The sequence below is a fragment of the Azotobacter salinestris genome (genome assembly GCF_009363155.1).
Taxonomy (GTDB): domain Bacteria; phylum Pseudomonadota; class Gammaproteobacteria; order Pseudomonadales; family Pseudomonadaceae; genus Azotobacter; species Azotobacter salinestris.
Genome location: NZ_CP045302.1, coordinates 4,207,648 through 4,229,226 on the forward strand (window position 1 = coordinate 4,207,648; position 21,579 = coordinate 4,229,226).

Consider the following 21,579-nt stretch of genomic DNA (forward strand, 5'->3'; position numbering starts at 1 on the left):
CGCCATGAAACAGTGCCGTCGCATCATGTCCCTGTTGGCGCTCGGTCTGCCGTTCGCAGCCTGGGCCGCGGCTCCCGTGGTGGATAATTCTGCCGGTTATGGTTATTCCAGTAACGGTTACCCGCAGGCGATACAGGATGCGAGCGGTGCCTATGCCGGGGGGGCGATGAGTACGCCGACCTCGGCCCAGGGCGAGATGTTCCTGCAGTTGCAACAGCTGCAGGACGAGGTTTCGCGCCTGCGCGGCATGGTTGAGGAGCAGCAGTACGAGATCCGTCGGCTGAAGCAGGAAAGCCTGGATCGCTATCAGGAACTCGACCGCCGTCTGTCCACGGGCGCAGGCGCTCCCTCTCAGCAGCAGGCCCCCGCCGGGGCCGTCGATGCAAGTGCTGCTCCCGTACCGCCTGCTGCCAGCCAGGCTCCGGCGAGCGGCGAGCCGGCCGATCCGGAGAAGGAGAAGCTGTATTACGATGCGGCCTTCGACCTGATCAAGGCCAAGGATTTCGAGAAGGCCAGTCAGGCGTTCACTGCCTTCCTGCGCAAATATCCCAACAGCCAGTATGCCGGCAATGCGCAATACTGGCTGGGCGAGGTGAATCTGGCCAAGGGTGATCTGCAGGGCGCAGGTCAGGCCTTCGCTCGGGTCAGCCAGAACTACCCGAAGCATTCCAAGGTGCCCGACTCTCTGTACAAGCTGGCGGACGTCGAACGTCGCCTGGGCAATACGGAGAAGGCCAAATCCGCCTTGCGCCAGGTCATCGCCCAGTATCCCGGCAGTTCGGCGGCCCAGCTGGCTCAGCGCGATCTGCAGACCTTGCGCTGAGGTTCGCCGCAGAAACCCGCGCCTGGCGCGGGTTTTTTCGTTAAAATCCACGCCCCATTTACCGCAACGGAGGCGGATGGCCTGTTTCGCCGTCACGCCCGTGGCCGATATGCAAGAAACCCTGCGAATCACCGAGATCTTCCACTCGCTGCAGGGGGAGACGCGTACTGCCGGCTTGCCGACGGTATTCGTGCGCCTTACAGGTTGCCCCCTGCGCTGTCACTATTGCGATACGACCTACGCCTTCAGCGGCGGGGAGACTCTATCCCTGTCCGTGATCCTCGAGCGCGTGGCCAGCTACAACCCGCGCTATGTGTGCGTCACCGGCGGCGAGCCGCTGGCCCAGCCGAATGGCGTCAAGCTTCTGCACCTGCTTTGCGAGGCCGGTTATGCAGTTTCCCTGGAGACCAGCGGGGCCTTCGACATTTCGGCTGTGGATTGCCGGGTGAGCCGGGTGCTCGACCTGAAAACCCCGGGCTCGGGAGAGGTCGCCCGCAATCGCTACGAGAACATGGCCCTGCTGACGCGCAACGACCAGGTGAAGTTCGTGCTTTGCTCCCGCGAGGACTATGATTGGGCAGTTTCCAAGCTGATCGAATATCGTCTGGCCGAGCGTGCCGGAGAGGTGTTGTTCTCGCCCAGCCATGGGCAACTGGAGGGGCGGGAGCTGGCGGACTGGATCGTCGCCGACAGCCTGCCGGTTCGCCTGCAGCTGCAGCTGCACAAGATCCTCTGGGACGATGCCCGGGGACGCTGAGCAGCTCCACTTCCCGTCAGCCGGCTTTTGCCGGTTCCGCAACTTCCTGGCGAGACGATACGAAATGAGCGAGAAAAAAGCGGTCATCCTGCTGTCCGGCGGTCTTGATTCCGCTACCGTGGCTGCCTTGGCGAAGGCCGAGGGCTATGCCTGCTACAGCATGAGCTTCGATTATGGCCAGCGTCATCGTGCCGAGCTGCAGGCGGCCGAGCGGGTGGCCCGACAACTGGGCATGGTCGAGCACAGGGTGATCGGTCTGGCTCTGGACGGAATCGGTGGTTCGGCGCTGACCGATCCTGCCATCGCGGTACCGGAGTCTCCCTGCGAAGGCATTCCGGTCACCTATGTGCCGGCACGCAATACGGTGTTTCTCGCCCTGGCGTTGGGGTGGGCCGAGGTACTGCAAGCGCGCGACATTTTCATTGGGGTCAACGCGGTGGATTACTCCGGCTATCCGGATTGCCGTCCGGCATTCATCGAGGCGTTCGAGCGAATGGCCAATCTGGCGACCAAGGCCGGGGTGGAGGGGCAAGGTTTCCGCATTCGGGCACCTTTGCAGAACCTCGGCAAGGACGAAATCATTCGTGCCGGTTTGCGTCACGGGGTCGACTATGGAATGACGGTGTCCTGTTATCAGGCCGACGAGGAAGGGCGTGCCTGCGGCAAATGCGATTCCTGTCGTCTGAGGATGGCCGGCTTTGCTGCAGCCGGTGTAGCCGACCCCACTCGCTATATTTGAATTTGAGTTTTTTCGGAGAGGTGTTGAAATTCTGAGATAAATCAGTATTATACGCCTCGCGTTGGGTCGTTAGCTCAGTCGGTAGAGCAGTTGGCTTTTAACCAATTGGTCGTAGGTTCGAATCCTACACGACCCACCATCCTTTCTGTGGATGTGTTCATCGATGCTGGTGGGCATATCGTCAATTTCAGGCAGGGCATGAGCCTTGTTTCGACTTGCGCTTCATTGCGTGTCCATGATTTCTACTCGAAATGACCATCTTCGGCTGGATGCATTTCCTATACTTGTCTCTCTGTCATTGTCCCTGACTGTGGCTTTTGCGGTTGCTTGTAACCTTGCTGCAACCGCTGGCGGCCGTTCATGGCTTGTTTTGTGGAGGGCGGTATGGCTCGGGCTCGTCGTCAAACGAATCGCGTTTCCAGGCAGGCTACCGAGCTTGCGGTGGCAGTGCCTTTGGTTGTGGCTCAGCGCATGGCGCGCATGGCCATGGCGGGGTCGACTCTGACCGCCAGGGATCGGCGCGAGTTTCAGCTGATGGGGGCGGAAAAGCTGGCCGCCTTCGGCGAGTCTTGGATGGCCATGTACCTGCAGATGTTCCATGCCAATCAGGAGCTTGCCTTTTCGCTGATGAAGGCTTGGAATCCGATGCTGGCCGGCAAGGATGCATGGTTCAAGTCGGCGCAGGCGGTTCAGTCCGCCATGCTGGATATCCTGGGCAAGGGTATGGCTCCGCTGCACAAGCGAGCCGTGGGCAATGCCAGGCGCCTGAGTCGATCGGGGGCTAGGCGCTGACTGCGGCAAATCTGGCTTGTCGTGAGTCAGTATCGCAGGGTGTCGTGCCGGCTCTTTTGAAAGCTCTCCTGGGCGATGTGCACCGCCTTTCTCCGTGCCGGTGGCGCTTCCCTTTGTTGCCGAGTCACAGGTGATATACTCGCCTTCCGCGCACGTGCCTGCAGGTCCAGCGAATATGACCCACATTTCCGAACGCCTCCTCGTCCAGGCTCATCTCGATGCCAAGCAGATCAAGCCGTTGAGCGCCGAGGAGGAGGCCTATTACCGCAGTGAGATCGCCGCTGAGCTGCGCAGGCAGAATGCCGTGCTGGTAGCACACTACTACTGTGACCCGGTGCTGCAGGCGCTGGCTGAAGAAACTGGCGGTTGCGTTGCCGACTCCCTGGAGATGGCCCGGTTTGGCAGCCAGCATCCGGCCCAGACACTGCTCGTCGCTGGTGTACGCTTCATGGGAGAGACGGCGAAAATCCTCAATCCGGAAAAGCGTGTGCTGATGCCGACCCTGGAGGCTACCTGCTCTCTGGATCTGGGTTGCCCGGTGGAAGAGTTCTCTGCCTTCTGCGACCAGCACCCCGAGCGTACTGTGGTGGTCTATGCCAATACCTCGGCGGCGGTCAAGGCGCGGGCTGACTGGGTGGTCACGTCCAGCTGTGCCCTGGAGATCGTCGAGAGCCTCATGGACAATGGCGAGAAAATCATTTGGGCGCCGGATCGTCATCTCGGCCGATACATCCAGCGTGAGACTGGTGCCGACATGCTGCTCTGGGACGGTGCCTGTATCGTCCATGAGGAGTTCAAGGCAAAGCAGTTGCTCGACATGAAGCTGCTCTATCCCGATGCCGCTGTGTTGGTCCATCCGGAGTCCCCGGAGGCGGTGATCGAGCTGGCCGATGCGGTGGGCTCGACCAGTCAACTGATCAAGGCTGCACAGACGCTGCCCAATTCGACCTTTATTGTGGCTACCGATCGAGGCATCTTCTACAAGATGCAGCAGCTTTGCCCCGGCAAGCGTTTCGTGGAGGCGCCTACGGCAGGGAGTGGCGCGACCTGTCGCAGCTGTGCTCATTGCCCCTGGATGGCGATGAATACCCTGGAGCGTACCCTGGCGAGTCTGCGTGGTGGCATCAACGAAATTTTCGTCGATCCGGCGCTGATCCCGCGGGCGGTCAAGCCGCTCGCGCGCATGCTCGACTTCACCCATACAGCCCGCCTGAAGCTCGCCGGCAATGCCTGATGAAGAGATTGCCCTCTGAAAAGGAGAGGCCCAGCCAGGCCTCGTCGGGCTTTTTCCTTGCTGGCGATCAGCGCAGCATCTCCTCGATCATCTTTTTTTCCTCCTTCAGGGCCTGCTGTCGGGCATCCATGCGTGCAGCCAGCTGGAAGTTACCGCTGGCGCGCCGCTTGGCAAAGTTCAGTTGCTCGATGGCCTGATCATAATTGCCGACCAGCGCAAAATACTCGGCGCGGGCCTGGTGAACGCCGATGATGTCACCGGATAGGCCACGGACTTCGGCGGCTAGATACCAGATGTCCGGGTCCTGAGGGCGGCTGGCGAGCAACTCGTTGAGTACTTTCTCTGCCGCTGCCGGCTGATTCTGCTTGAGCAGCAAATCAGCCTGGGTCTGGCGCAGCGGGTAGTTGCCCGGATACAACGCGAGCAGGCGCTTGAGCCGCGCTTCGGTCTCCGGAAGACGGTTGGCCGTGATATCCAGGGCAACTGCGGCGAGGTTGTAGTCGATATCGTTGGGCGACTTGTTCAGCAGCGGCTGCAGTGTTTCCCGGGCCTCGTTGAGCTGGCCGCTTTTGGTCAGGGCCAGCACCAGTCCGTAGCGAGCGGCCGTGGAGTCCGGTTTTTCATCGAGCATGGCGCGAAAGCGCTTCACGGCCATGCCGGGAGTCTGCTCGTAGAGGAACTGCACGCGAGCGCGCATCAGTTGATAGCGGTGGTTGTCCTGGCGCCCGCCGGGGCGGTATTGCTCCGCGCGGTTACGGGTATCGGCGATACGCGACTCGGTGACCGGGTGGGTCAGAAGGAACTCCGGCGGCTTGGCATCATAGCGATACTGGCGCATCAGGCGTTCGAACATGCTCGGCATGGCGCGCGGATCGTAACCAGCCTTCTCCAGATTGAGCAGGCCTATGCGGTCGGCTTCCTGTTCATTCTGGCGGGAAAAGCGCCGCATCTCCTGCATCGCCGCCGCCTGGCTGGAGGCGATTGCCGCCATGCCGGCGTCTCCTGCGCCTGCAGCGGCGGCAATGATGCCGGCAAGCATGGTGGCCATCACGGGTATTTGAAGGCGTTGCTGGGCCTCGAGGCCGCGGGCGAAATGGCGCTGCGAAAGGTGCGCCAGTTCGTGAGCCATTACCGCGGCGTATTCGGCCTCTGTCTGCGCGTAGAGAAACAGGCCGCCATTCACACCAATGATGCCTCCGGGGGCGGCGAAAGCGTTCAGCTGCGGGCTGTCGAGCAGGACGAACTCCAGGCGCCGGTCCTGCACCTGGCTGGTTTCGCTCAGCCGGTAGACACTGGTTTCCACATAGTCCTTCAGCTGCGCGTCGGACAGATGGGGAACCTGCCCGCGCAGCAGGCTAAGCCAAGCTCGGCCGAGTTGGTGCTCTTGGGCGGGGGATACGATGGCCGAGCTGGCATCTCCCAGTGACGGTAGATCACTGGCTGTGCCTGGGAGCGCGAGCAGGCAGGCGAGGGCGAGGAGTCCGGGGCGCAGGAGCTTCATGCGGCAAGTTCTGACGTTCAAAGGCATCTTTACTGTGTCCATTCAAGTTTAGGCGCGTCGATGTCGTCGGGCGCGCCCGGCAGGCGACTGGTCAGCTCTCTGCCGGCTTGGTTATCCTTGGGGCCTTTTCTGGAGAGCCCTATGACTGATGCTGAGTGGCAGGCTGACGCCTGCGATGCCGAGCTGGATGCCAGTGGTTTGAGCTGCCCGCTGCCTTTGCTCAAGGCCAAGCTGGAGTTGAATCGCCTGCACTCCGGAGCAGTGCTCAAGGTGACCGCGACGGATCCCGGTTCGCAACGGGATTTTCGCGCCTTCGCCAGGTTGGCTGGCCATTGCCTGCTCCGCGAGGAAGTCGAGGGAGACCATTTCCGCTACTGGCTGCGCAAGGGGTGATGCTGGGTGTCGATCCGGGGGCGGGCTCAGCCGGACTGGTGCAGGGCTCGGGCCGCAGCCAGTACGGCATCGACGTGGCCGGGCACCTTCACGCTGCGCCACGCCTGGCGCAGCACCCCATCGCTGTCGATCAGGAAGGTACTGCGATCGATGCCCAGGTATTCCTTGCCATAAAGCTTTTTCAGCTTGATCACATCGAACAGCTGACAAAGCTGCTCCTCCCTGTCGGAGATCAGCTCGAAAGGGAATGCCTGCTTGCTCTTGAAGTTCTCGTGGGATTTCAACCCGTCCCGGGAGACGCCGAAAACCAGCGTGTTGGCCGCCTGGAACTCCTCGTGGCGATCACGGAAGTCCTGGCCCTCCGTGGTGCAGCCCGGCGTGCTGTCCTTCGGATAGAAGTACAGAACCACCTGTCGGCCTCTGAGTGCGGCAAGCGAAACCAGCTGGCCGCTGGTGGCCTGGGCTTGGAAGTCGGGAACGGGCTGCTCAAGGGCGACGGGCATGAGGGCTCCTTAGGGGTTCTGGGGGCGCCAGGGCTCGATCAGCGCGTCGAGATTCAGGGCATCGGCGAAGTCGAGGAACTGGTCGCGCAGCCAGCTGATCTGGGTACCGGCCGGCAGAGTGACAGTCAGGGTGGCGTTGAGCATGGTGCCACCGGTCTGCGGCGCCTGGTAGGTATCGCAGGTAAGGTTTTCCAGCTCGACACGGTGGTCGATGAAGAACTGGCAGAGCTCGGCGAGAATGTCCGGGCGATAGGCTGCGCTGACATAGGCGACGTAGGGCAGGGCCTGCGGGCGATTGTCCAGGGGCTGGCTACGGGTCAGGTTGTAGGTGAAGTCGTGTCGCTTGGCCAGGGCCGGCAAGCTGGCTTCCATGCGTGCCAGTCCGTCCCAGCTGCCAGCTACCTGCACGACCAGGGCGCAGATTTCGCCATGACGGGTCAGGCGGGTGCTGACAACCGAGCAGCGGCTTTCCTGACTGGCACGACACAGCACGTTGGTCAGCTCCATGGGGGCGCTGCCGAGAACGCTGATGACGAGGAACTGTTCGCGAACGGGGGGGGTGGACATGCAGCTTTCCTAAACGATGGGCCGTCGTCGCAAGAGGCGCCGAACAAAGCCGGAAGGGTAACGAAAAGCAGCGTCGAGGGGAATGCTTGGGCCTTGCAGTCAACTTGTACAAGCCAGATGGCGACAGTACCATTACGACTCATTTTTTCCGGCAGGAGTGGTTGCATGATTGCGGGCAGCATGGTGGCTCTGGTCACCCCCATGGATGCGCAGGGCGGTCTGGACTGGGACAGCCTGGGCAAGCTCGTGGACTTCCACCTGCAAGAGGGTACCAACGCCATCGTCGCGGTCGGTACCACGGGCGAGTCCGCGACTCTGGACGTCGCCGAGCATGTCGAAGTCATTCGTCGTGTGGTCGATCAGGTCAACGGCAGGATTCCGGTTATTGCCGGTACCGGCGCCAACTGTACCCGTGAGGCGATCGAGCTGACGGCGAACGCCAAGAGCGTCGGTGCCGATGCCTGCCTGCTGGTGACCCCCTACTACAACAAGCCGACCCAGGAGGGCCTGTATCAGCACTTCCGTGCCATCGCCGAGGCCGTGGCGATTCCGCAGATCCTCTACAACGTGCCAGGCCGTACGGTCTGCGACATGTTGCCGGAAACCGTCGAGCGTCTTTCGCGGGTGCCAAACATCATCGGCATCAAGGAGGCGACCGGCAATCTGGAGCGTGGGCGCGAAGTGCTGGAGCGCGTATCCAAGGACTTCCTGGTGTATTCAGGCGATGATCCCACCGCCGTCGAACTCATCCTGATGGGCGGCAAGGGTAATATCTCGGTGACCGCCAATGTGGTTCCGCGCGCCATGAGCGATCTCTGCGCTGCGGCCATGCGGGGCGAGGCGGCTATCGCCCGAGCGATGAACGAGCGTCTGATGTCGCTGCACAAGGCACTGTTCCTTGAGTCCAATCCGATTCCCGTGAAGTGGGCCCTGCACGAGATGGGGTTGATTCCCGAAGGTATCCGCCTGCCCCTGACCTGGCTGAGCTCCGCTTGCCACGAGCCGCTGCGCCAGGCTCTTCGCCAGGTCGGTGCCCTGGCTTGATCATCGGGAAGCATTGCGCATGAAGCGACTGGCCGGGCTCTCTGCCCTTGCCGCGATGCTTTCGAGTGTCGGCGGCTGTGGTTGGCTGTGGGGAGAGGAAGGATATTTCCGTGACCGCGGCAGCGATTATCTCGAGGCGCGGCAAACCGCTCCGATGCGCTTGCCGCCGAACGTGGAGGCCAAGCGTCTCGATCCGTTGCTGTCGGTGCCGTTGAGCGTGGCCGATATGCAGCACGGCAGCGAGTTCGAAGTGCCGCGTCCCCAACCCTTGCGGAGCGTACAGGAGGTCAGCGAGTTCAGCCTGCAGCAAAGCGGCGACTCTCGCTGGCTCGTGGCCCAGCGTGCGCCGGCGGAAATCTGGCCGATGCTCCGGCAGTTTTTCGAGGACAACGGCTTCGACATCGCGGAAGAGCGCCTTTCGGGTGGAGAGTTCATCACAGCCTGGCAGCCTCTCGAGGCGCTATCCGCGCCCATGGCGCGCCGCCTTGGCAGTCGTACCGCCGAGCAGGCGGCAGGGAGTGAAGTCCGGGTGCGCGTGCGTGTCGAGCCGGGTGTCCAGCGCAACTCCAGCGAGATTTTCGTGAGCAGCGCGCTGCGTTCGTCCGGCAGTGCCTCCGACACTGGAGTGGTCGGCCGCGGCGATGCGGGTCTGGATGCTGCGCTGCTGGACGAGATGAACGCCAGCCTGACGCGTAGTGCCGAGCGTGGTGGTTCGGTTTCCCTGCTGGCAGCCCGCGACTTCGATGCACCGAGTCGCGTCATGCTCTCGGAGGATGGCAACGGCAATCCTTTCCTGAGCCTGGATGCCGATTTCGACCGGGCCTGGTCGAGCGTCGGTCGTGCCTTGGAGATGGGCGACGTGCGAGTCGAGGACATCAACCGTAGTCTCGGTGTGTATTACATCAATCTCGCCGAGAGGGCAGACAGGAGCGAGAGGCCGGGCTTTATCGGGCGCCTGTTTGGGAGGGGCGAGGATCCGGAGGCCGTGGAGGCTCGTGCCGAGCGCTACCAGGTGCGCCTGACCCGGATTGCGGAGGGTGTCCAGGTCACGGTGGAGAAGGATATGAATACCTTTGCTCCGGAAGAGGTGGCGCGCCGGGTGCTGAACATGCTTCAGGAACATCTCGGTTGAATGAATGGTTGCATGGCCGGGCGCGCTCTGCGGTCGCTTCGGTTATGGCAGATATCGATGGGCGAAACCTTTCCCGGTTTCGCCTATTTTGTTTGACAAAGGCGGAAAGACGCGATGAGTACACCGACCACCCTCGGCCTGAAGAAAATCTATTCGGGCAAAGTCCGCGATCTCTATGAAGTCGATGCCAGGCGCATGCTGATGGTGGCCAGCGATCGGCTGTCGGCTTTCGATGTGATTCTTGCCGAGCCGATTCCGGACAAGGGCAAGATTCTTACCGCCATCTCCAATTTCTGGTTCGACAAATTGGCGGGCCTGGTGCCGAACCATTTCACTGGCGACCGCGTCGAGGATGTGGTTCCGGCCGCCGAGCTGCCGTTGGTCGAAGGGCGAGCGGTGGTCGTGAAGCGTCTCAAGCCGGTGGCAGTGGAGGCCATAGTACGTGGCTATATTGCCGGCTCCGGCTGGAAGGAATACCAGAGGAGCGGTACCGTTTGCGGTATCCCGCTGCCAGCCGGCCTGAAGGAGGCGGCCAAGCTGCCGCAACCGATTTTCACGCCCTCGACCAAGGCGGCGGTGGGTGATCATGATGAAAACATCACGTTCGCACAGTGCGAGGCCATCATCGGCAAGGAGCTGGCGGCAAAGGTGCGCGATACCGCCATTGCTTTGTACAGCGCCGCCGTTGAATATGCGGCCACCCGAGGCATCATCATTGCCGATACCAAGTTCGAGTTCGGTCTGGATGAGGACGGTACTCTGACCCTCATGGATGAAGTACTGACCCCGGACTCCAGCCGCTTCTGGCCGGCCGACAGCTATGTGGAAGGGCGGAATCCGCCAAGCTTCGACAAGCAGTTCGTACGCGACTGGCTGGAGTCCACCGGCTGGAACAAGCAGCCGCCGGCGCCGCCATTGCCGCTCGAAGTTGCGCAGAAGACGGCCGACAAATACCGTGAGGCATTGACTCGCCTCACCTGCTGAAGTTGGGGCAGCTGCGTTGTCACAATGCTTGCCGGGACGAGCCAATCCCAATTGCCTGAAAGCGCACAAAAAATTCCGTTCAGGGGGTTCGCCAAAGACACTCGAGCTGGTATCATGCGCGCCGCCTAGGGGAGATGCCGGAGTGGTCGAACGGGACGGATTCGAAATCCGTTGTATCCGCAAGGGTACCTAGGGTTCGAATCCCTATCTCCCCGCCATAATTCAAAAGCCTTGCGATTTTCGAGTCGCAAGGCTTTTTTGCATGGCGCAGACAATCCTTCCACCCCTATCTTGCGATGAGTGCACGCGGCGACAAGCACCAGCCGATGCTTGGCCAATAGGTCTCGATTCGGACAGTCAGCCAATCTTTTCTGCGCTGCCGGTGGCAGGCCATCCGATGGCCTTCGGAAGATCAAGAGTTCTTCTGTTTACTCGCTGACCTGGCGGACATCAAGCACAGCCCAGACCTCAAGTCCTTTCTTGCGTACGGCCTTTTCCGCTTCGAGCTTTGCTTCCAGGGTGCTGAGCGAGCGAGACTTGTATTCAAAGCGGAATGCCGGGCCTCCGGTCAATTTGCGTACGCTAAGCTCCACCAGAATGTAGCTGGATGGGTGCTTGCGTTTTTCTGGAGTGGGCTTTGCTGGTGCAAGACCCAAGGCTTCGCGCATTTCAGCTTCAGTGATTTGTCGTGAGTTCAATGGGCTTACCCGTCAATTCTGAACATTGAACAAGGAAGAGTTGCCATATGGATTTAAGTGCCCACTCTTATCCCTCGAATGGGACACAAGTTCATAGTCATAGGGCAACGGACTTCGACAGCGCACTTTATCGTTATTCTAGACTGCTGTCGGTATGAGGACCCGCGTCATTACATGCCGGCCCGCCTGGATTTCATCGAGAAGAATGAAGTCCGCTTCTTGCCAGGTTGGGCAGTTATTGTAAGGAGCATTAGTATTGTATACGAATCACGAGCATCGGGTAGTTGCCGCATTTTCCCTGTTTTTCGAGGGGAAATGTGTCTTGAGTGGGCAAGGAGCTGGTAGTGGTTCGCCGCGGTGATCGTGTGTCCTTCAGGGGGCGGAGAGTAGGCGCTGGAAAGCCTGTCGCAGTGCCTGCTGTGGAGGGCCGGGCGTGATCCGATTCATGCCGCCATCCTTGTCGCGGCATTACCCGATTAGCCGGGTTTCGCCAAGTCATCCGTTTCTCGACTGCCTTGCCAGCATATTGCCGACTATCTCCCTCTGGCCGGGGTATTGCCATGACCGACTGGCCCCGTAAGTCATGCGGTTGCGTCAACCTCCTGGCTTGCGCCAGACGCTGGCAAGCCAGGGTTGCTGGTCACGTGGAAGGCCGGCGGGGCGGTAGTAATGTTCGAGTTCGACGAAGCCGGCCGCGTCCAGGTAGCGTCGCCAGGCATCGAGATCGTGATAGCTGCCGTAGCGGTTGCCATTCCAGCCCTCTTCATTGTGTCCGCGTGGATTGGAGCTGAACAGCACGCCACCAGGCTTGAGTGCAGCGTACAGCCTGCCGAGCACCTGGGGGAGCTCCTGAGCGGGGATGTGGAACAGCGAGGCGTTGGTGAAGACGCCGTCGAAGCGCTCGGCCGGCAGGTCGAGTTGCAGAAAGTCCTGTTGCCAGACCTCGCAGCCAGAGTCGCAGCGGGCCATTTCGACGAAGCGGGGGCAGCCGTCAAGGCCGATCGGCTGGTGGCCGAGGGCGCGAAAGGTCTTGAGGTCGCGTCCCGGGCCGCAACCGAAGTCGAGAATGGTGAAGGGTGGCGGTGCCTCGATATGCCGCAGCAGGGCGTCGATGTTCTGGCTAACGTCGTGATCGCGGGTGCCGTCGCGGAAGGCCTCGGCAGATGTCGCATAGTGCCGCAGCGTGATTGTCGTGATCTGCTCGAGGTCGCCGGCATCGAGGGCCGGCGGTGCTTCGTCGGATGGATTCATTTGCGTATCCACTTGCCGTTGAGCTGGATGTACTGGCCTCTTGGCGTCTTCTCCAGGGCCTTTTGTCCGGCGATGGCCTCCACATCGCCCAGCTTGATGCCGTTCTCCCGCGCCAGACGCTGGTATTCGGCACGTCGTGCCTGATTGATCAGACGGGCGATTTCCTCAGCGTGGTCGCCTGCGCCGACCACGCCGATGTAGCCGTTGGGCATCTCGCCCAACTGGCCGCGGGCCTTGGCGCCGGAGAGGGCGCCCATGGCCTCGTTGAGATTCATCGCCAGGGCCGGCAGGGCAAGGCCCAGCACAACCAGCAGGGTTGCGATGCGTGCGCGCATCTTCATGGGAACCTCCTCAGAACAGGCCGCTATCCTTGTCGATGATGTCGTCCAGAGCCTTGTCCACCTTGACGTAGATTTCGTGCTGGATCTTTACGTTGAGATTGATGTTGATCGGCTCGTCGGGGACGGCCAGCTGCACCGTGGGTGTACAGGAGGCGACCAGCAGGCCCAGCAGCGGGACGGCGAGCAGGTGGCGCAGGCGCATGGAGTTCTCCAGTCAGGGGGCGTCGGGATCTTGTCGCAGGCGTTGCTGTACGCGTTGCCGGATCCTTTCGCTAACGCGGTCGGTGAGCTGCAGACTGGTCAGCAGGGCTGGAATATCCTCTTCCAGGTTGATGTTGAAGTGGATCGGCCGGCCCTTTTCCAAGGTGGGATTGCGCCCTTCGAGACGCAGAACCATGTGCAGCGTGCCCTGCTCATCATAACCGAGGTCGCTGGACAGCTGGCTGAAATGGAAGTCTTCCAGGGCCTCGGCCACCAGCTTCATTGCTGGATTGGTGCGGGCCAGGGTACGAATCCTCTCGGAGCGGAACTGCAGTATGCCGGGTCCGCTGTTTGCCAGTCTTCCCTGTTCGATACGCACGCCGGCCGGTCCGGCGAGCAGCGGCAGGTGCCCGTTCAGAGTGCCCTGGCCTGCCAGTCCCTCGGCCGGGTAGAGACGGAACAATTCGCCGAGCTGCAGGCCTTCGAGCCGAACCGGGAAGCGTGCCGAGCCTGTCGAGAGATTCTGATTCGACGGGGACAGCCAGGCGCGTCCGCCGAGCAGGGCGAGCTCCGCCTGCTGCCAGGCGAGTTGGCCTCGCAGCGGCTGCGCCAGGCTCGTCGAATACTGGCCGCGCAGGCGCAGCGGGCCGAGCGGAAGGCCGGGATTGAGATGCGCCACTTCCAGTTCGGTCAGCTGCAGCTCCAGTTGCGATCCGCGCAGCCGTGCCTGCAGGCGCCCGCTCAGGCCGCGCAGCTCACTGCGGTCGTAGATTCCCGAGAGATCCTGCGGTTGCAGCTCCAGCTCGGCCAGCAGCGGCGCACCGGGGCGCAGCCGCAGGCGGGCACTGCCCTGCAGACGCCCCTTGTCCAGCTCGAGTCGTGCGGGCCAGTCGATCAAGGTCGCGGCGAGCGGGTTGCCGGCGTGCAGGAGGATCTCCGTCAGTCGGGCATTCAAGGCCAGTGCGCCGTCAGAACTGCGTTGCAGCTGCAGGCTCATGGTCAGTCCCTGCTCGCTCTGCAGTGTGCCAGCGAGCTGCTGGCGCTCGCCTGCCGCATCAAGGCGGCCTTGCCAGCGCCAACTCTGCGCCTGCAGGCGGGGATGCAGCAGATGTGCCGTCTGCAGGCGCAGCGGACCGCTCAGCTGTGGGGCGCGTAGCGCTCCTCCGGAATGTTCGGCCGCAAGGCGCAGGCCGGCCAGTTGCCCCTTCAGTCCTTCCAGGCGCAGCTCGGCCAGTCCCAGTTGCCCGAGGCTGAAGCGCGACTCTTTCTCCAGAGTCAACTGCAGACGTTCGCGGTCGAGCTGGCCTGTCATCCGCAGACGGACATTCAGTCTCTCCAGATGGCTATCGGCCAGTTGCAGGCGAGGCACGTCGAGCTCGACCCTGCCGGCCTTCAGCTCGAGGCGCCAGTCGGGCAGCCGCGGCGTGATGTCCAGTTCACACTGCAGCAAAGTTCGAGCCTGACCTTGGCTGCGCAGCTGCAGGCTCAGCGGCAGATGCGGCGCGTCGCTCAAGGCATTGACGGGGCGGGGAGCGATCTGCAACTGCAGCGCTTCCGGCCGCAGGAGCTCGGGCATCCCTTCCAGCCAAGTACCCTGCGGCCGGGTCAGGCGGAGATCGGCTTGCACCTGGCGGGGCAGCCAGTCTCCGGCATTGCCGGCCAGGTTCAGGTTCAGGTTGCCCTGCAGCAGGCCGAGTCCTGGCACGGGCCAGGGTTCGGGCACTTGGGCATGGATACGGACCTCGCCCTGCGCCGCCTTGCGCAGCCGCTGCGGCTCCAGCGGGCCCTGTGGCCACTGCAGCTGCCAGTCGGCCTCGAGTCGCATGGCCTGAAGAGAGGGAGTGGCATCCGCTGGCCAGAGCCCCAGCCACTGTCCGAGCCAGTCCCGCAACCAAGGCGCTTCGGGCAGGCCCGGCATGGCCAGCTCCCCCCGCCAGACCTGTGCCGTGCCGTTATCTTTCAGAGTGCTCGATAGCCGGATACGTTGCTCCTCGTTGAATAGCACGCGAATCTGCAGTGCAAGCTCCTGGAGGTCAGGCTGGCCATCCAGATCGGCCTGTAGTGCCAGGCGCTGTCCCTCGTGCCGCAGTCGAAGCTCCAGGCGGGCTGGCAGCAGCTGGGCGCCGGCATGGCTTGCCTGCAACGAGCCCTGCAGGAGACAACGGCCGCTGGCGCAGGGAAGCCAGGTATCGAAGGTATCGATCGCCAGATGTCGGGGGAGGGCAGCCAGGACATGCGGGTCGGGGGAGTGGGGCGCAGGTGGGGGGCCGCTGGAGGGGGACGCTTGCCAGTCCATCTTTAAGTCGGCGATGCGTAGCCGTGGCAAGTGCCAGCCCTGGTCACCGTGCGTTGGCCAATCGAGCTTCAGGTGTTCGGCTGCGATCTGCAGGCGGCTGCCTGTGGCCTGCCGCTGTTCCAATTTCAGGCGTTGCAGGGTCGGACCGCTGAGAGAGAAGTGCAGGCCTTGCCAGGAAAGGTGCTCGATGCCTTGGGCGTGAAGAAACTGCTGCCAGCGATGATTGCCGTAGGCCAGGGCGGCGATCAGGAGGGCGCCGGCCAGTGCGATCCGTCTGGCGCTGCGCCATCTCGGATGGCGAGCCGTCATCCATAAGCTCCATTACGAGCCTGGTTTTGGCGCAAGAGGGAACTCCGCGGATGCAAGACCAGGCCGCGCTTTTATTTCCGATCGATGAAAAATGCCGACAAGGTCCATCCGGGATGCACCGAATTGTCTTGTCGGTGGTTTGATGATGCATCTAAATAGATGAAAATCAAGAAAATTTTCTGGCGAAAAAAGCACCAGTTCGAGCCGAGCCCAGAGAGCATCGACTCTTGGAAAGGCTGAGAGACTGTTGTCCACCGTGTTATCCACAGCTTCTGTGGATTTTCCTTGCAAGGGTACAGTGGAACCTCTTTGTCATACTTTGGCAAGTCTTTACTCGACGGGAAAAAGGAGTACAGTGCGCGCCTTCTCAAAATGAGCCTGCTGTTCGCCATGAGAGTTCGTGCCCAATCCTCTTCGCCTGCCAGTGTCCAGATGCGTCTGCCGGTAAGGGTGGCATCCTGGCTGCTGGACAGTCCAAGTATCGGCAAGACCCACAGTGCCAAGCGCTTTGCCGGACATCTACTCAAGCAGCCGGCACGCCAGGGTGTGGTGGTGGCGCAGAGCCGCCTTGGCCAACTGCTCTGTCGCGACTGCCGCACCCCGCGCGATCGCCGATTCGGCCTCGAGCTGCTGCGTCAGGCCGCGCGCGCCGGTGATGTCCAGGCACAGCTGGAACTCGGGCGCCACTGCTGCGAGGCGGGGCCGCTGGAGATGCAGCAGGGCCGCTACTGGCTGGAGCAGGCAGCAGCCCAGGGCTCGGACGAAGCCCTGCGATTGCTCGGCTGCCTCGCCGCGCATTCCTGAGGATTCGATACGGCTTCTCGCCATCCGGGCCGCGCCCAGGGTGGCGCCCGCAACGGGCTGTAGGCGCGCTTCAAGTCAGTCAGGAACTGCCCGGCAAGTGCTCGATGGCTGCTTCGGCTCCCCGGGCAAGGGGCGCCTGCCCGATCCATGCCGGACCCCAACCCAAGGGAGACTGACTTGTAGTAGCCGGAGCAATCCATGACCGGCAGGCACCGGCAGTCGTTTCACTGCAGCCAGAGTGTTGTCAGCCCGGCGAGCAGGCCTGCGGCCATCAATGGCAGGCAGAGCAGGGCGAGGCGCCTCCCACCGATCATGGCGATCAGCCCGCCCTTGACCAGGCTGTTGCTCATGGCTGCGAGAAAAATGCCCTGTACCGCCACTTGGCTGTCCAGTTCGCCCAGCGCATTGCGCGCCAGCGACAGGGTGATCGCATCCACATCCGTCAGTCCGGCCAGCAACGCCACCAGATAGACTCCAGCATCGCCCAGCCAGTAGCGGCCCGCCTCCACCAGGAAGAGAATCGCTATCAGCAGGGCGGCAAAGCGCAGCGCCGGCCCCAGTTCGAAAGGATTCTGCAGCGGCGGCTCGCCTCTGGCGGCCGGCTCCTGCCCGGAGCCGTGGTAATGGAGGAGGGCGCCGCCGGCGTAGATCAGGGTAGCGACGCCCATTGGCCAGAGCAGGCTGGTCAGCAGGCTGGGGTTGATCAATCCGACCTCCAGCAGCACCCGCGGGAACATCAGCGCCGAGGTGGCCAGGAGACTGCAGGCGAGCAGACGGTGCAGGCGCACCTCCCGGTGCAGGCGGGACAGGGTCAAGGTCATTGCGGTGGAGGACACCATGCCGCCGAGCAGGGCTGTCAACAGCAGTCCGTGGCGAGTGCCGACCAGGCGTATGGCCATATAGGCGGCGAAGCCGATAGCTGCTATCAGCACCACCATCCACCAGGTCTCGTAGGGGTTGAATGCCTCCCAGGGTCCATAGCCGCGGTTCGGCAGTACCGGCAGCAACACCACGGAAATGAACAACAGCTTCAACATGCCGGAGACTTCCTGGGCGGTCAGACGGCGCAGTGCGGCATGCAGGGCCTCCTTGAGGCTGAGCAGCAGGGCTACCACCACTGCACCGGCAGCGGCCAGTGCCTGATATTCTGTGGTCAGGGCCAGGCTGCCGAGCAGAAAGGTCAGCAGCATGGCGATCTCGCTGGTCATGCCCTGATCGCCGGTGTTGCGCAGATCGCCGAGATAGCCGGCCACCACCAGCAGGCCGAATACCAGCAGAAGGGCAATCCAGGCCGCCAGGCCCAGTTGCTGGCCGAACAGCGCCGCCAGGCCACCGAGCAGCCCGCTCAGACCGAAGGTTCGGACGCCGGCGGCCAGATGCGCGTCATCGATCTCGCGCGCGCTCCAGCCGCGCTCGGTGCCGATCAACAAACCGACGCTCAGGGCGATGATCAGGTCGAGAAGCACGTCGGGATTGCTTGACATGGCGGTACTCGTGGCAAGGCAGGCGATGCGGCTCGGAGCGCGGCCGCGGGCGAGTGGGCCGCCCACGGCCGCGTTCCCAATCAGCGCAAGGCCAGATGGCGGTTGAGCAGGGCGCGCAGGGCTGCCGGCTTGACCGGCTTGCCCAGATAGTCGAGGCCGGTGGCGTGGATCTTGGCCACGGTTTCGGGACGTGCATCGGCACTGATGACCACGCCCGGCAGGGGCTTGCCGAGACGGGTGCGCAGCCAGGCCATCAGCTCGGTGCCGGTTTCACCTTGGTCGAGGTGATAATCCACCAGCGCTACCTGCGGACGCAGCTCGCCCTCCAGCAATTGCTCGCACTCCATGCGATTGCGCGCCGTCCACACCTGACAGCCCCAACGCGAGAGCAGGCTGTGCATGGCCGTGAGGATGCTGTCCTCGTTGTCCACGCAGAGCACCTGGGCGCCGGCCAGTGCATGGGCGTTGAGCGGCTGTGTGCCGTCGGGCTTGGCGCTGGCGGCAGGGGCGACGGTGCGGGCCAGTGGGACGGTGACGCTGAACACGCTGCCCTTGCCAAGCCAGGAGCGCACTTCCAGACGGTGGTTGAGTACGCGGCACAGGCCATCGGCGATCGCCAGGCCGAGGCCGAGGCCCTTTTCCGCGCGGGTCTGATGGCTGTCCAGGCGCTTGAATTCCTCGAAGATCTCCTGGCGCTTGTCTTCCGGAATGCCCGGACCACGGTCCCAGACCTCCAGGCGCAGCTGGTCGCCCTGACGGCGCACACCCAACAGCACATGGCCCTTGGCGTAGCGGAAGGCGTTGGTGAGGAAGTTCTGCAACACCCGACGCAGCAGCTTCATATCGCTGTTGATACGCAGTTTGCTGCTGCGCAGGTGGAAGTCGATGCCCTGTTCCCGGGCCAGTGCCTTGAACTCGGTGCCGAGGGTGTCGAACAGGTCGGCGATCGGGAAGTTGGTGCGTTCCGGAGTAATGCGACCGCTTTCCAGGCGGGAAATGTCGAGAAGGTCGGTGATCAGGTCCTCGGCCGAGCGCAGCGAGCAGTCCAGATACTGCACCAGCTTCTGTGCCTCGGGCGGCAGGGGCGGCTCCTGATGGGCAAGGGACGCAGCGAACAGACGTGCGGCATTGAGCGGCTGCATCAGGTCGTGACTGACCGCGGCGAGGAAGCGGGTTTTCGACTGGTTGGCCGATTCGGCATGGGCCTTGGCCTCGACCAGCGCCTGGTTCAGCTTGGAGAGCTCGCGGGTCCGTTCGAGTACGCGCTGCTCAAGGCCCTCGTTGGCTTCCTTGAGGGCGCGTTCGGCTTCACGGAACTCGGTGATGTCGGTGAAGCTGGTGACGAAGCCACCGCCGGGCATGGGATTGCCGATCAGCTCGATGACCCGGCCGTTGGGGAACAGCCGCTCGAAGGTATGCGGAGTGCCCAGGCGCATCCAGTACAGCCGCTTGCTGACGTGCTCTTCCACATCGCCGGGGCCGAGCAGGCCGCGTTCGGCGTTGTAGCGGATCAGATCGGCGATCGGCCGGCCGACGTAGATCAGGCCCTCCGGGTAGTTGAACAGCTCCAGGTAGCGGCGGTTCCAGGCCACCAGGCGCAGAGAGCCGTCGATCACGCTGATGCCCTGGGTGATGTTTTCGATGGCACCCTGCAGCAGAGCGCGGTTGAACTGAAGCACCTCGGAGGCTTCATCAACGATGCGCACGACGTCCTCGACCTGCATTTCCCGTCCCTCGATAGCGGCCTTGACCACCGCCCGGGTCGAGGAGGCGCCGAGCACCCCGGCGAGTAGCCGTTCGGTGTGATCGATCCACTCGCTGGTCGCTGCCTGGTTGGGATTGAACTCCTTGCCCTGGCGCTGGGCGAAGCGTTCGAAGCGCCGGCGAGCGTGCTCCTCGCCGACGAAGCGCGCGGCGAGCTCGAGCAGATCCTGTATCTGGACCGCGAGCAGGGAGCGGCCGCCGGAGCGGCGGTTTATTTCCTGTCCGACGAAGCGGCTGGCCTGCCAGTGCTCGGAAACGCGGGTGCGCGAGAGCATCGATACGCTGGCGAACACGGCCCAGTTGCCGGCCAGCGAGATCAGCATGCCCAGGGTGATCGAGGTGACCGGCAGGCCCAGCGGGCGGCTGGTCAGCCACTCGAGGCCCGGGAATTGGCTCAGCGGCCAGCCCATGCGCTGGGCGATCAGCGGCAGGACCAGGGTATAGCTCCACAGCAGCGCACCGGTGGCGAGCCCGGCGAATACGCCGCGGCGGTTGGCCTGCTTCCAGTACAGCGCGCCGAGCATGGCCGGTGTCAGCTGGGAGATCGCGGCAAAGGCGAGCTGGCCGATGGTCGCCAGGCTGGTAGTAGGGCCGAGCAGGCGATAGATGACATAGGCGAGCAGCAGGATGCCGACGATGCTGGCCCGGCGCACGCTGAGCATCCAGTGACGGAAGGCTTCGAAGGGGCGCTCGGTGCTTTTGCGGCGCAGCAGCCAAGGCAGCATGATGTCGTTGGAGAGCATGGTGGAGAGCGCCACACTGGCGACGATGACCATGCCGGTGGCGGCCGAGGCGCCGCCGATGAAGGCCAGTAGCGCCAGTGCCGGGTGGTGCTCGGCGAGGGGCAGGCTGATCACGAAGGTGTCGGGAATGATTCCGACCGGCAGGCGCAGCTGACCGGCCAGGGCGATGGGAATCACGAACAGGGCAGCGAGCAGCAGGTACAGCGGAAACACCCAGCGCGCCAGGCGCAGGTCTTGCGGCTCGGTGTTTTCCACTACGGTCACATGGAACTGTCGCGGCAGGCAAACGATTGCCATCATCGCCACGCCGGTCTGCACCAGAAGCGCCGGCCAGTTCGTCCCCTTCTCCCAGAACTCCGCCAGTTGCGGGGCAGCTTTGGCCTCCGCGAGCAGATGGTCGAATCCATCGTACAGGCCATAAGTGACGAAGGCGCCCACCGCGAGGAAGGCGAACAGCTTGACCAGCGATTCGAAGGCGATGGCCAGCATCATGCCCCGATGGTGTTCGGTAACGTCCAGGGTGCGGGTGCCGAACAGGATGGTGAACAGTGCCAGGCACAGGGTTACCACCAGCGCCGTATCCTGGGCTCGGGTGCCGATGCTGTCCGGTCCGGCGCCGATCAGCAGGTTGACGCCGAGCACGATGCCCTTCAGCTGCAGGGCAATGTAGGGGAGTACGCTGACCATGCAGATGAGGGTTACCACCACCGCCAGCGGTTGCGACTTGCCATAGCGCGCGGCAATGAAGTCGGCGATGGAGGTAATGTTTTCCTGCTTGCTGATCATCACCATTTTCTGCAGCATCCACGGCGCGAAGAGCAGCAGCAGTACCGGGCCGAGGTAGATCGGCAGGAAGTCCCAGAGCTGCTCGGTGGCCTGGCCGACCGCGCCGAAGAAGGTCCAACTGGTGCAGTACACGGCCAGCGAAAGGCTATAGACCCAGGCGCGCATGCGCGGCGGCAGGGGCGCGTTGCGGCGGTCCCCGTAGAAGGCGATGGTGAAGAGTGTGGCCATGTAGGCCAAGGCAGCCAGGGCGATCACTCCGATGGACAACGACATGTTAGCTCCAAACAAAACGGTAGCTCCCTGGATGACTTGACTACATCAAGTGTTGGCTCGCCGAGCATTTTCGGCAATGGCGAAAAATCATCCGGGAATCGAGAGTCTTGCAGCAAAATGCCCCGTGATCCGCGGTTTGCGACCAAGGTAGCAAGCGACC

Annotated in this window: 20 protein-coding genes and 2 tRNA genes; 12 read left to right on the plus strand and 10 right to left on the minus strand. The window is 62.9% G+C overall.

Annotation, left to right across the window (positions count from 1 at the left end):
• Window positions 1–4: 4 nt before the first annotated feature.
• The 6 genes from ybgF to nadA all read left to right on the plus strand — a co-directional run bounded on the left by ybgF (window position 5) and on the right by nadA (window position 4,345).
• Complete coding sequence (ybgF, locus tag GCU53_RS19725; RefSeq protein ID WP_152389114.1) at window positions 5–823, plus strand: tol-pal system protein YbgF; 819 nt, start codon at window positions 5–7, stop codon at window positions 821–823.
• A gap of 109 nt (window positions 824–932) precedes the next feature.
• Window positions 933–1,580, plus strand: a complete 648-nt coding sequence (queE, locus tag GCU53_RS19730; RefSeq protein ID WP_208845330.1) for a 7-carboxy-7-deazaguanine synthase QueE — start codon at window positions 933–935, stop codon at window positions 1,578–1,580.
• Window positions 1,581–1,626: 46 nt separating this feature from the next.
• On the plus strand, window positions 1,627–2,319 hold the full coding sequence (queC, locus tag GCU53_RS19735) for a 7-cyano-7-deazaguanine synthase QueC (RefSeq protein WP_280115885.1): 693 nt from the start codon (window positions 1,627–1,629) through the stop codon (window positions 2,317–2,319).
• A gap of 63 nt (window positions 2,320–2,382) precedes the next feature.
• A tRNA-Lys gene (locus tag GCU53_RS19740) sits at window positions 2,383–2,458 on the plus strand.
• 221 nt (window positions 2,459–2,679) lie between these two features.
• Window positions 2,680–3,111: a polyhydroxyalkanoate granule-associated phasin gene (locus tag GCU53_RS26260; RefSeq protein WP_244306875.1), complete on the plus strand. Its 432-nt coding sequence runs from the start codon at window positions 2,680–2,682 to the stop codon at window positions 3,109–3,111.
• Between the two features lie 175 nt (window positions 3,112–3,286).
• A complete protein-coding gene (gene nadA / locus GCU53_RS19755; RefSeq protein ID WP_152389974.1) occupies window positions 3,287–4,345 on the plus strand; it encodes a quinolinate synthase NadA in 1,059 nt (352 codons plus the stop codon).
• A gap of 67 nt (window positions 4,346–4,412) precedes the next feature.
• Here the strand turns inward: nadA and GCU53_RS19760 are convergent, their stop codons facing one another.
• Window positions 4,413–5,846: a M48 family metalloprotease gene (locus GCU53_RS19760; RefSeq protein ID WP_152389118.1), complete on the minus strand. Its 1,434-nt coding sequence runs from the start codon at window positions 5,844–5,846 to the stop codon at window positions 4,413–4,415.
• 141 nt (window positions 5,847–5,987) lie between these two features.
• Between GCU53_RS19760 and GCU53_RS19765 the strand changes: the two genes are divergently transcribed.
• Window positions 5,988–6,239, plus strand: a complete 252-nt coding sequence (locus GCU53_RS19765) for a sulfurtransferase TusA family protein (protein ID WP_152389119.1) — start codon at window positions 5,988–5,990, stop codon at window positions 6,237–6,239.
• Between the two features lie 26 nt (window positions 6,240–6,265).
• Here GCU53_RS19765 and GCU53_RS19770 read toward each other — a convergent pair whose 3' ends face one another.
• Both GCU53_RS19770 and GCU53_RS19775 read right to left on the minus strand, forming a co-directional pair.
• On the minus strand, window positions 6,266–6,742 hold the full coding sequence (locus GCU53_RS19770; protein ID WP_152389120.1) for a peroxiredoxin: 477 nt from the start codon (window positions 6,740–6,742) through the stop codon (window positions 6,266–6,268).
• Window positions 6,743–6,751: 9 nt separating this feature from the next.
• Complete coding sequence (locus GCU53_RS19775) at window positions 6,752–7,309, minus strand: glycine cleavage system transcriptional repressor (RefSeq protein WP_041807322.1); 558 nt, start codon at window positions 7,307–7,309, stop codon at window positions 6,752–6,754.
• 165 nt (window positions 7,310–7,474) lie between these two features.
• Here GCU53_RS19775 and dapA point away from each other — a divergent pair, with 165 nt between their 5' ends.
• The 4 genes from dapA (at window position 7,475) to GCU53_RS19795 (ending at window position 10,687) form a co-directional block, all read left to right on the plus strand.
• Complete coding sequence (dapA, locus tag GCU53_RS19780) at window positions 7,475–8,353, plus strand: 4-hydroxy-tetrahydrodipicolinate synthase (protein ID WP_152389121.1); 879 nt, start codon at window positions 7,475–7,477, stop codon at window positions 8,351–8,353.
• Window positions 8,354–8,372: 19 nt separating this feature from the next.
• On the plus strand, window positions 8,373–9,485 hold the full coding sequence (gene bamC / locus GCU53_RS19785; RefSeq protein ID WP_152389122.1) for an outer membrane protein assembly factor BamC: 1,113 nt from the start codon (window positions 8,373–8,375) through the stop codon (window positions 9,483–9,485).
• A 114-nt stretch (window positions 9,486–9,599) separates the two neighbouring features.
• On the plus strand, window positions 9,600–10,469 hold the full coding sequence (locus GCU53_RS19790) for a phosphoribosylaminoimidazolesuccinocarboxamide synthase (RefSeq protein WP_152389123.1): 870 nt from the start codon (window positions 9,600–9,602) through the stop codon (window positions 10,467–10,469).
• Between the two features lie 128 nt (window positions 10,470–10,597).
• Window positions 10,598–10,687: transfer RNA gene (locus GCU53_RS19795), tRNA-Ser, on the plus strand.
• A gap of 210 nt (window positions 10,688–10,897) precedes the next feature.
• On the opposite strand, the gene GCU53_RS19800 is transcribed toward GCU53_RS19795, so the two are convergent.
• From GCU53_RS19800 to GCU53_RS19820, 5 genes are all read right to left on the minus strand, one after another.
• On the minus strand, window positions 10,898–11,137 hold the full coding sequence (locus GCU53_RS19800; RefSeq protein ID WP_152389124.1) for a hypothetical protein: 240 nt from the start codon (window positions 11,135–11,137) through the stop codon (window positions 10,898–10,900).
• 624 nt (window positions 11,138–11,761) lie between these two features.
• Entirely contained in the window at window positions 11,762–12,418 is a 657-nt protein-coding gene (locus GCU53_RS19805; protein WP_152389125.1) for a class I SAM-dependent methyltransferase, read from the minus strand.
• Window positions 12,415–12,759 carry a YdbL family probable chaperone protein gene (locus GCU53_RS19810; protein WP_152389126.1) on the minus strand — a complete coding sequence of 115 codons (345 nt, stop codon included), beginning with the start codon at window positions 12,757–12,759 and terminating at the stop codon, window positions 12,415–12,417. The genes GCU53_RS19805 and GCU53_RS19810 overlap by 4 nt, the downstream gene beginning before the upstream one ends.
• Window positions 12,760–12,769: 10 nt before the next feature.
• Window positions 12,770–12,961 (minus strand): YnbE family lipoprotein, encoded by a 192-nt coding sequence (locus tag GCU53_RS19815; RefSeq protein ID WP_152389127.1) that lies wholly within the window; start codon window positions 12,959–12,961, stop codon window positions 12,770–12,772.
• A gap of 12 nt (window positions 12,962–12,973) precedes the next feature.
• Window positions 12,974–15,565, minus strand: a complete 2,592-nt coding sequence (locus GCU53_RS19820; protein ID WP_152389128.1) for an intermembrane phospholipid transport YdbH family protein — start codon at window positions 15,563–15,565, stop codon at window positions 12,974–12,976.
• A gap of 432 nt (window positions 15,566–15,997) precedes the next feature.
• On the opposite strand from GCU53_RS19820, the gene GCU53_RS19825 reads away from it, so the two are divergent.
• A complete protein-coding gene (locus tag GCU53_RS19825) occupies window positions 15,998–16,369 on the plus strand; it encodes a tetratricopeptide repeat protein (RefSeq protein ID WP_244306876.1) in 372 nt (123 codons plus the stop codon).
• 224 nt (window positions 16,370–16,593) lie between these two features.
• Here the strand turns inward: GCU53_RS19825 and GCU53_RS19830 are convergent, their stop codons facing one another.
• Both GCU53_RS19830 and GCU53_RS19835 read right to left on the minus strand, forming a co-directional pair.
• Entirely contained in the window at window positions 16,594–17,853 is a 1,260-nt protein-coding gene (locus tag GCU53_RS19830) for an MgtC/SapB family protein (RefSeq protein WP_152389129.1), read from the minus strand.
• An 80-nt stretch (window positions 17,854–17,933) separates the two neighbouring features.
• Window positions 17,934–21,419 (minus strand): hybrid sensor histidine kinase/response regulator, encoded by a 3,486-nt coding sequence (locus GCU53_RS19835; protein WP_152389130.1) that lies wholly within the window; start codon window positions 21,417–21,419, stop codon window positions 17,934–17,936.
• Window positions 21,420–21,579 lie beyond the last annotated feature (160 nt).

What these genes read in the sequence shown, in the direction of transcription:
- GCU53_RS19835 (WP_152389130.1), bottom strand. Translation starts at nt 21,419, where the DNA reads ATGTCGTTGTCCATCGGAGTGATCGCCCTGGCTGCCTTGGCCTACATG.
- queE (WP_208845330.1), top strand. Translation starts at nt 933, where the DNA reads ATGCAAGAAACCCTGCGAATCACCGAGATCTTCCACTCGCTGCAGGGG.
- GCU53_RS19825 (WP_244306876.1), top strand. Translation starts at nt 15,998, where the DNA reads ATGCGTCTGCCGGTAAGGGTGGCATCCTGGCTGCTGGACAGTCCAAGT.
- GCU53_RS26260 (WP_244306875.1), top strand. Translation starts at nt 2,680, where the DNA reads ATGGCTTGTTTTGTGGAGGGCGGTATGGCTCGGGCTCGTCGTCAAACG.
- GCU53_RS19805 (WP_152389125.1), bottom strand. Translation starts at nt 12,418, where the DNA reads ATGAATCCATCCGACGAAGCACCGCCGGCCCTCGATGCCGGCGACCTC.
- nadA (WP_152389974.1), top strand. Translation starts at nt 3,287, where the DNA reads ATGACCCACATTTCCGAACGCCTCCTCGTCCAGGCTCATCTCGATGCC.
- GCU53_RS19800 (WP_152389124.1), bottom strand. Translation starts at nt 11,137, where the DNA reads ATGCGCGAAGCCTTGGGTCTTGCACCAGCAAAGCCCACTCCAGAAAAA.
- GCU53_RS19775 (WP_041807322.1), bottom strand. Translation starts at nt 7,309, where the DNA reads ATGTCCACCCCCCCCGTTCGCGAACAGTTCCTCGTCATCAGCGTTCTC.
- ybgF (WP_152389114.1), top strand. Translation starts at nt 5, where the DNA reads ATGAAACAGTGCCGTCGCATCATGTCCCTGTTGGCGCTCGGTCTGCCG.
- dapA (WP_152389121.1), top strand. Translation starts at nt 7,475, where the DNA reads ATGATTGCGGGCAGCATGGTGGCTCTGGTCACCCCCATGGATGCGCAG.
- GCU53_RS19765 (WP_152389119.1), top strand. Translation starts at nt 5,988, where the DNA reads ATGACTGATGCTGAGTGGCAGGCTGACGCCTGCGATGCCGAGCTGGAT.
- bamC (WP_152389122.1), top strand. Translation starts at nt 8,373, where the DNA reads ATGAAGCGACTGGCCGGGCTCTCTGCCCTTGCCGCGATGCTTTCGAGT.
- GCU53_RS19815 (WP_152389127.1), bottom strand. Translation starts at nt 12,961, where the DNA reads ATGCGCCTGCGCCACCTGCTCGCCGTCCCGCTGCTGGGCCTGCTGGTC.
- GCU53_RS19770 (WP_152389120.1), bottom strand. Translation starts at nt 6,742, where the DNA reads ATGCCCGTCGCCCTTGAGCAGCCCGTTCCCGACTTCCAAGCCCAGGCC.
- GCU53_RS19760 (WP_152389118.1), bottom strand. Translation starts at nt 5,846, where the DNA reads ATGAAGCTCCTGCGCCCCGGACTCCTCGCCCTCGCCTGCCTGCTCGCG.
- GCU53_RS19810 (WP_152389126.1), bottom strand. Translation starts at nt 12,759, where the DNA reads ATGAAGATGCGCGCACGCATCGCAACCCTGCTGGTTGTGCTGGGCCTT.
- GCU53_RS19790 (WP_152389123.1), top strand. Translation starts at nt 9,600, where the DNA reads ATGAGTACACCGACCACCCTCGGCCTGAAGAAAATCTATTCGGGCAAA.
- GCU53_RS19820 (WP_152389128.1), bottom strand. Translation starts at nt 15,565, where the DNA reads ATGACGGCTCGCCATCCGAGATGGCGCAGCGCCAGACGGATCGCACTG.
- GCU53_RS19830 (WP_152389129.1), bottom strand. Translation starts at nt 17,853, where the DNA reads ATGTCAAGCAATCCCGACGTGCTTCTCGACCTGATCATCGCCCTGAGC.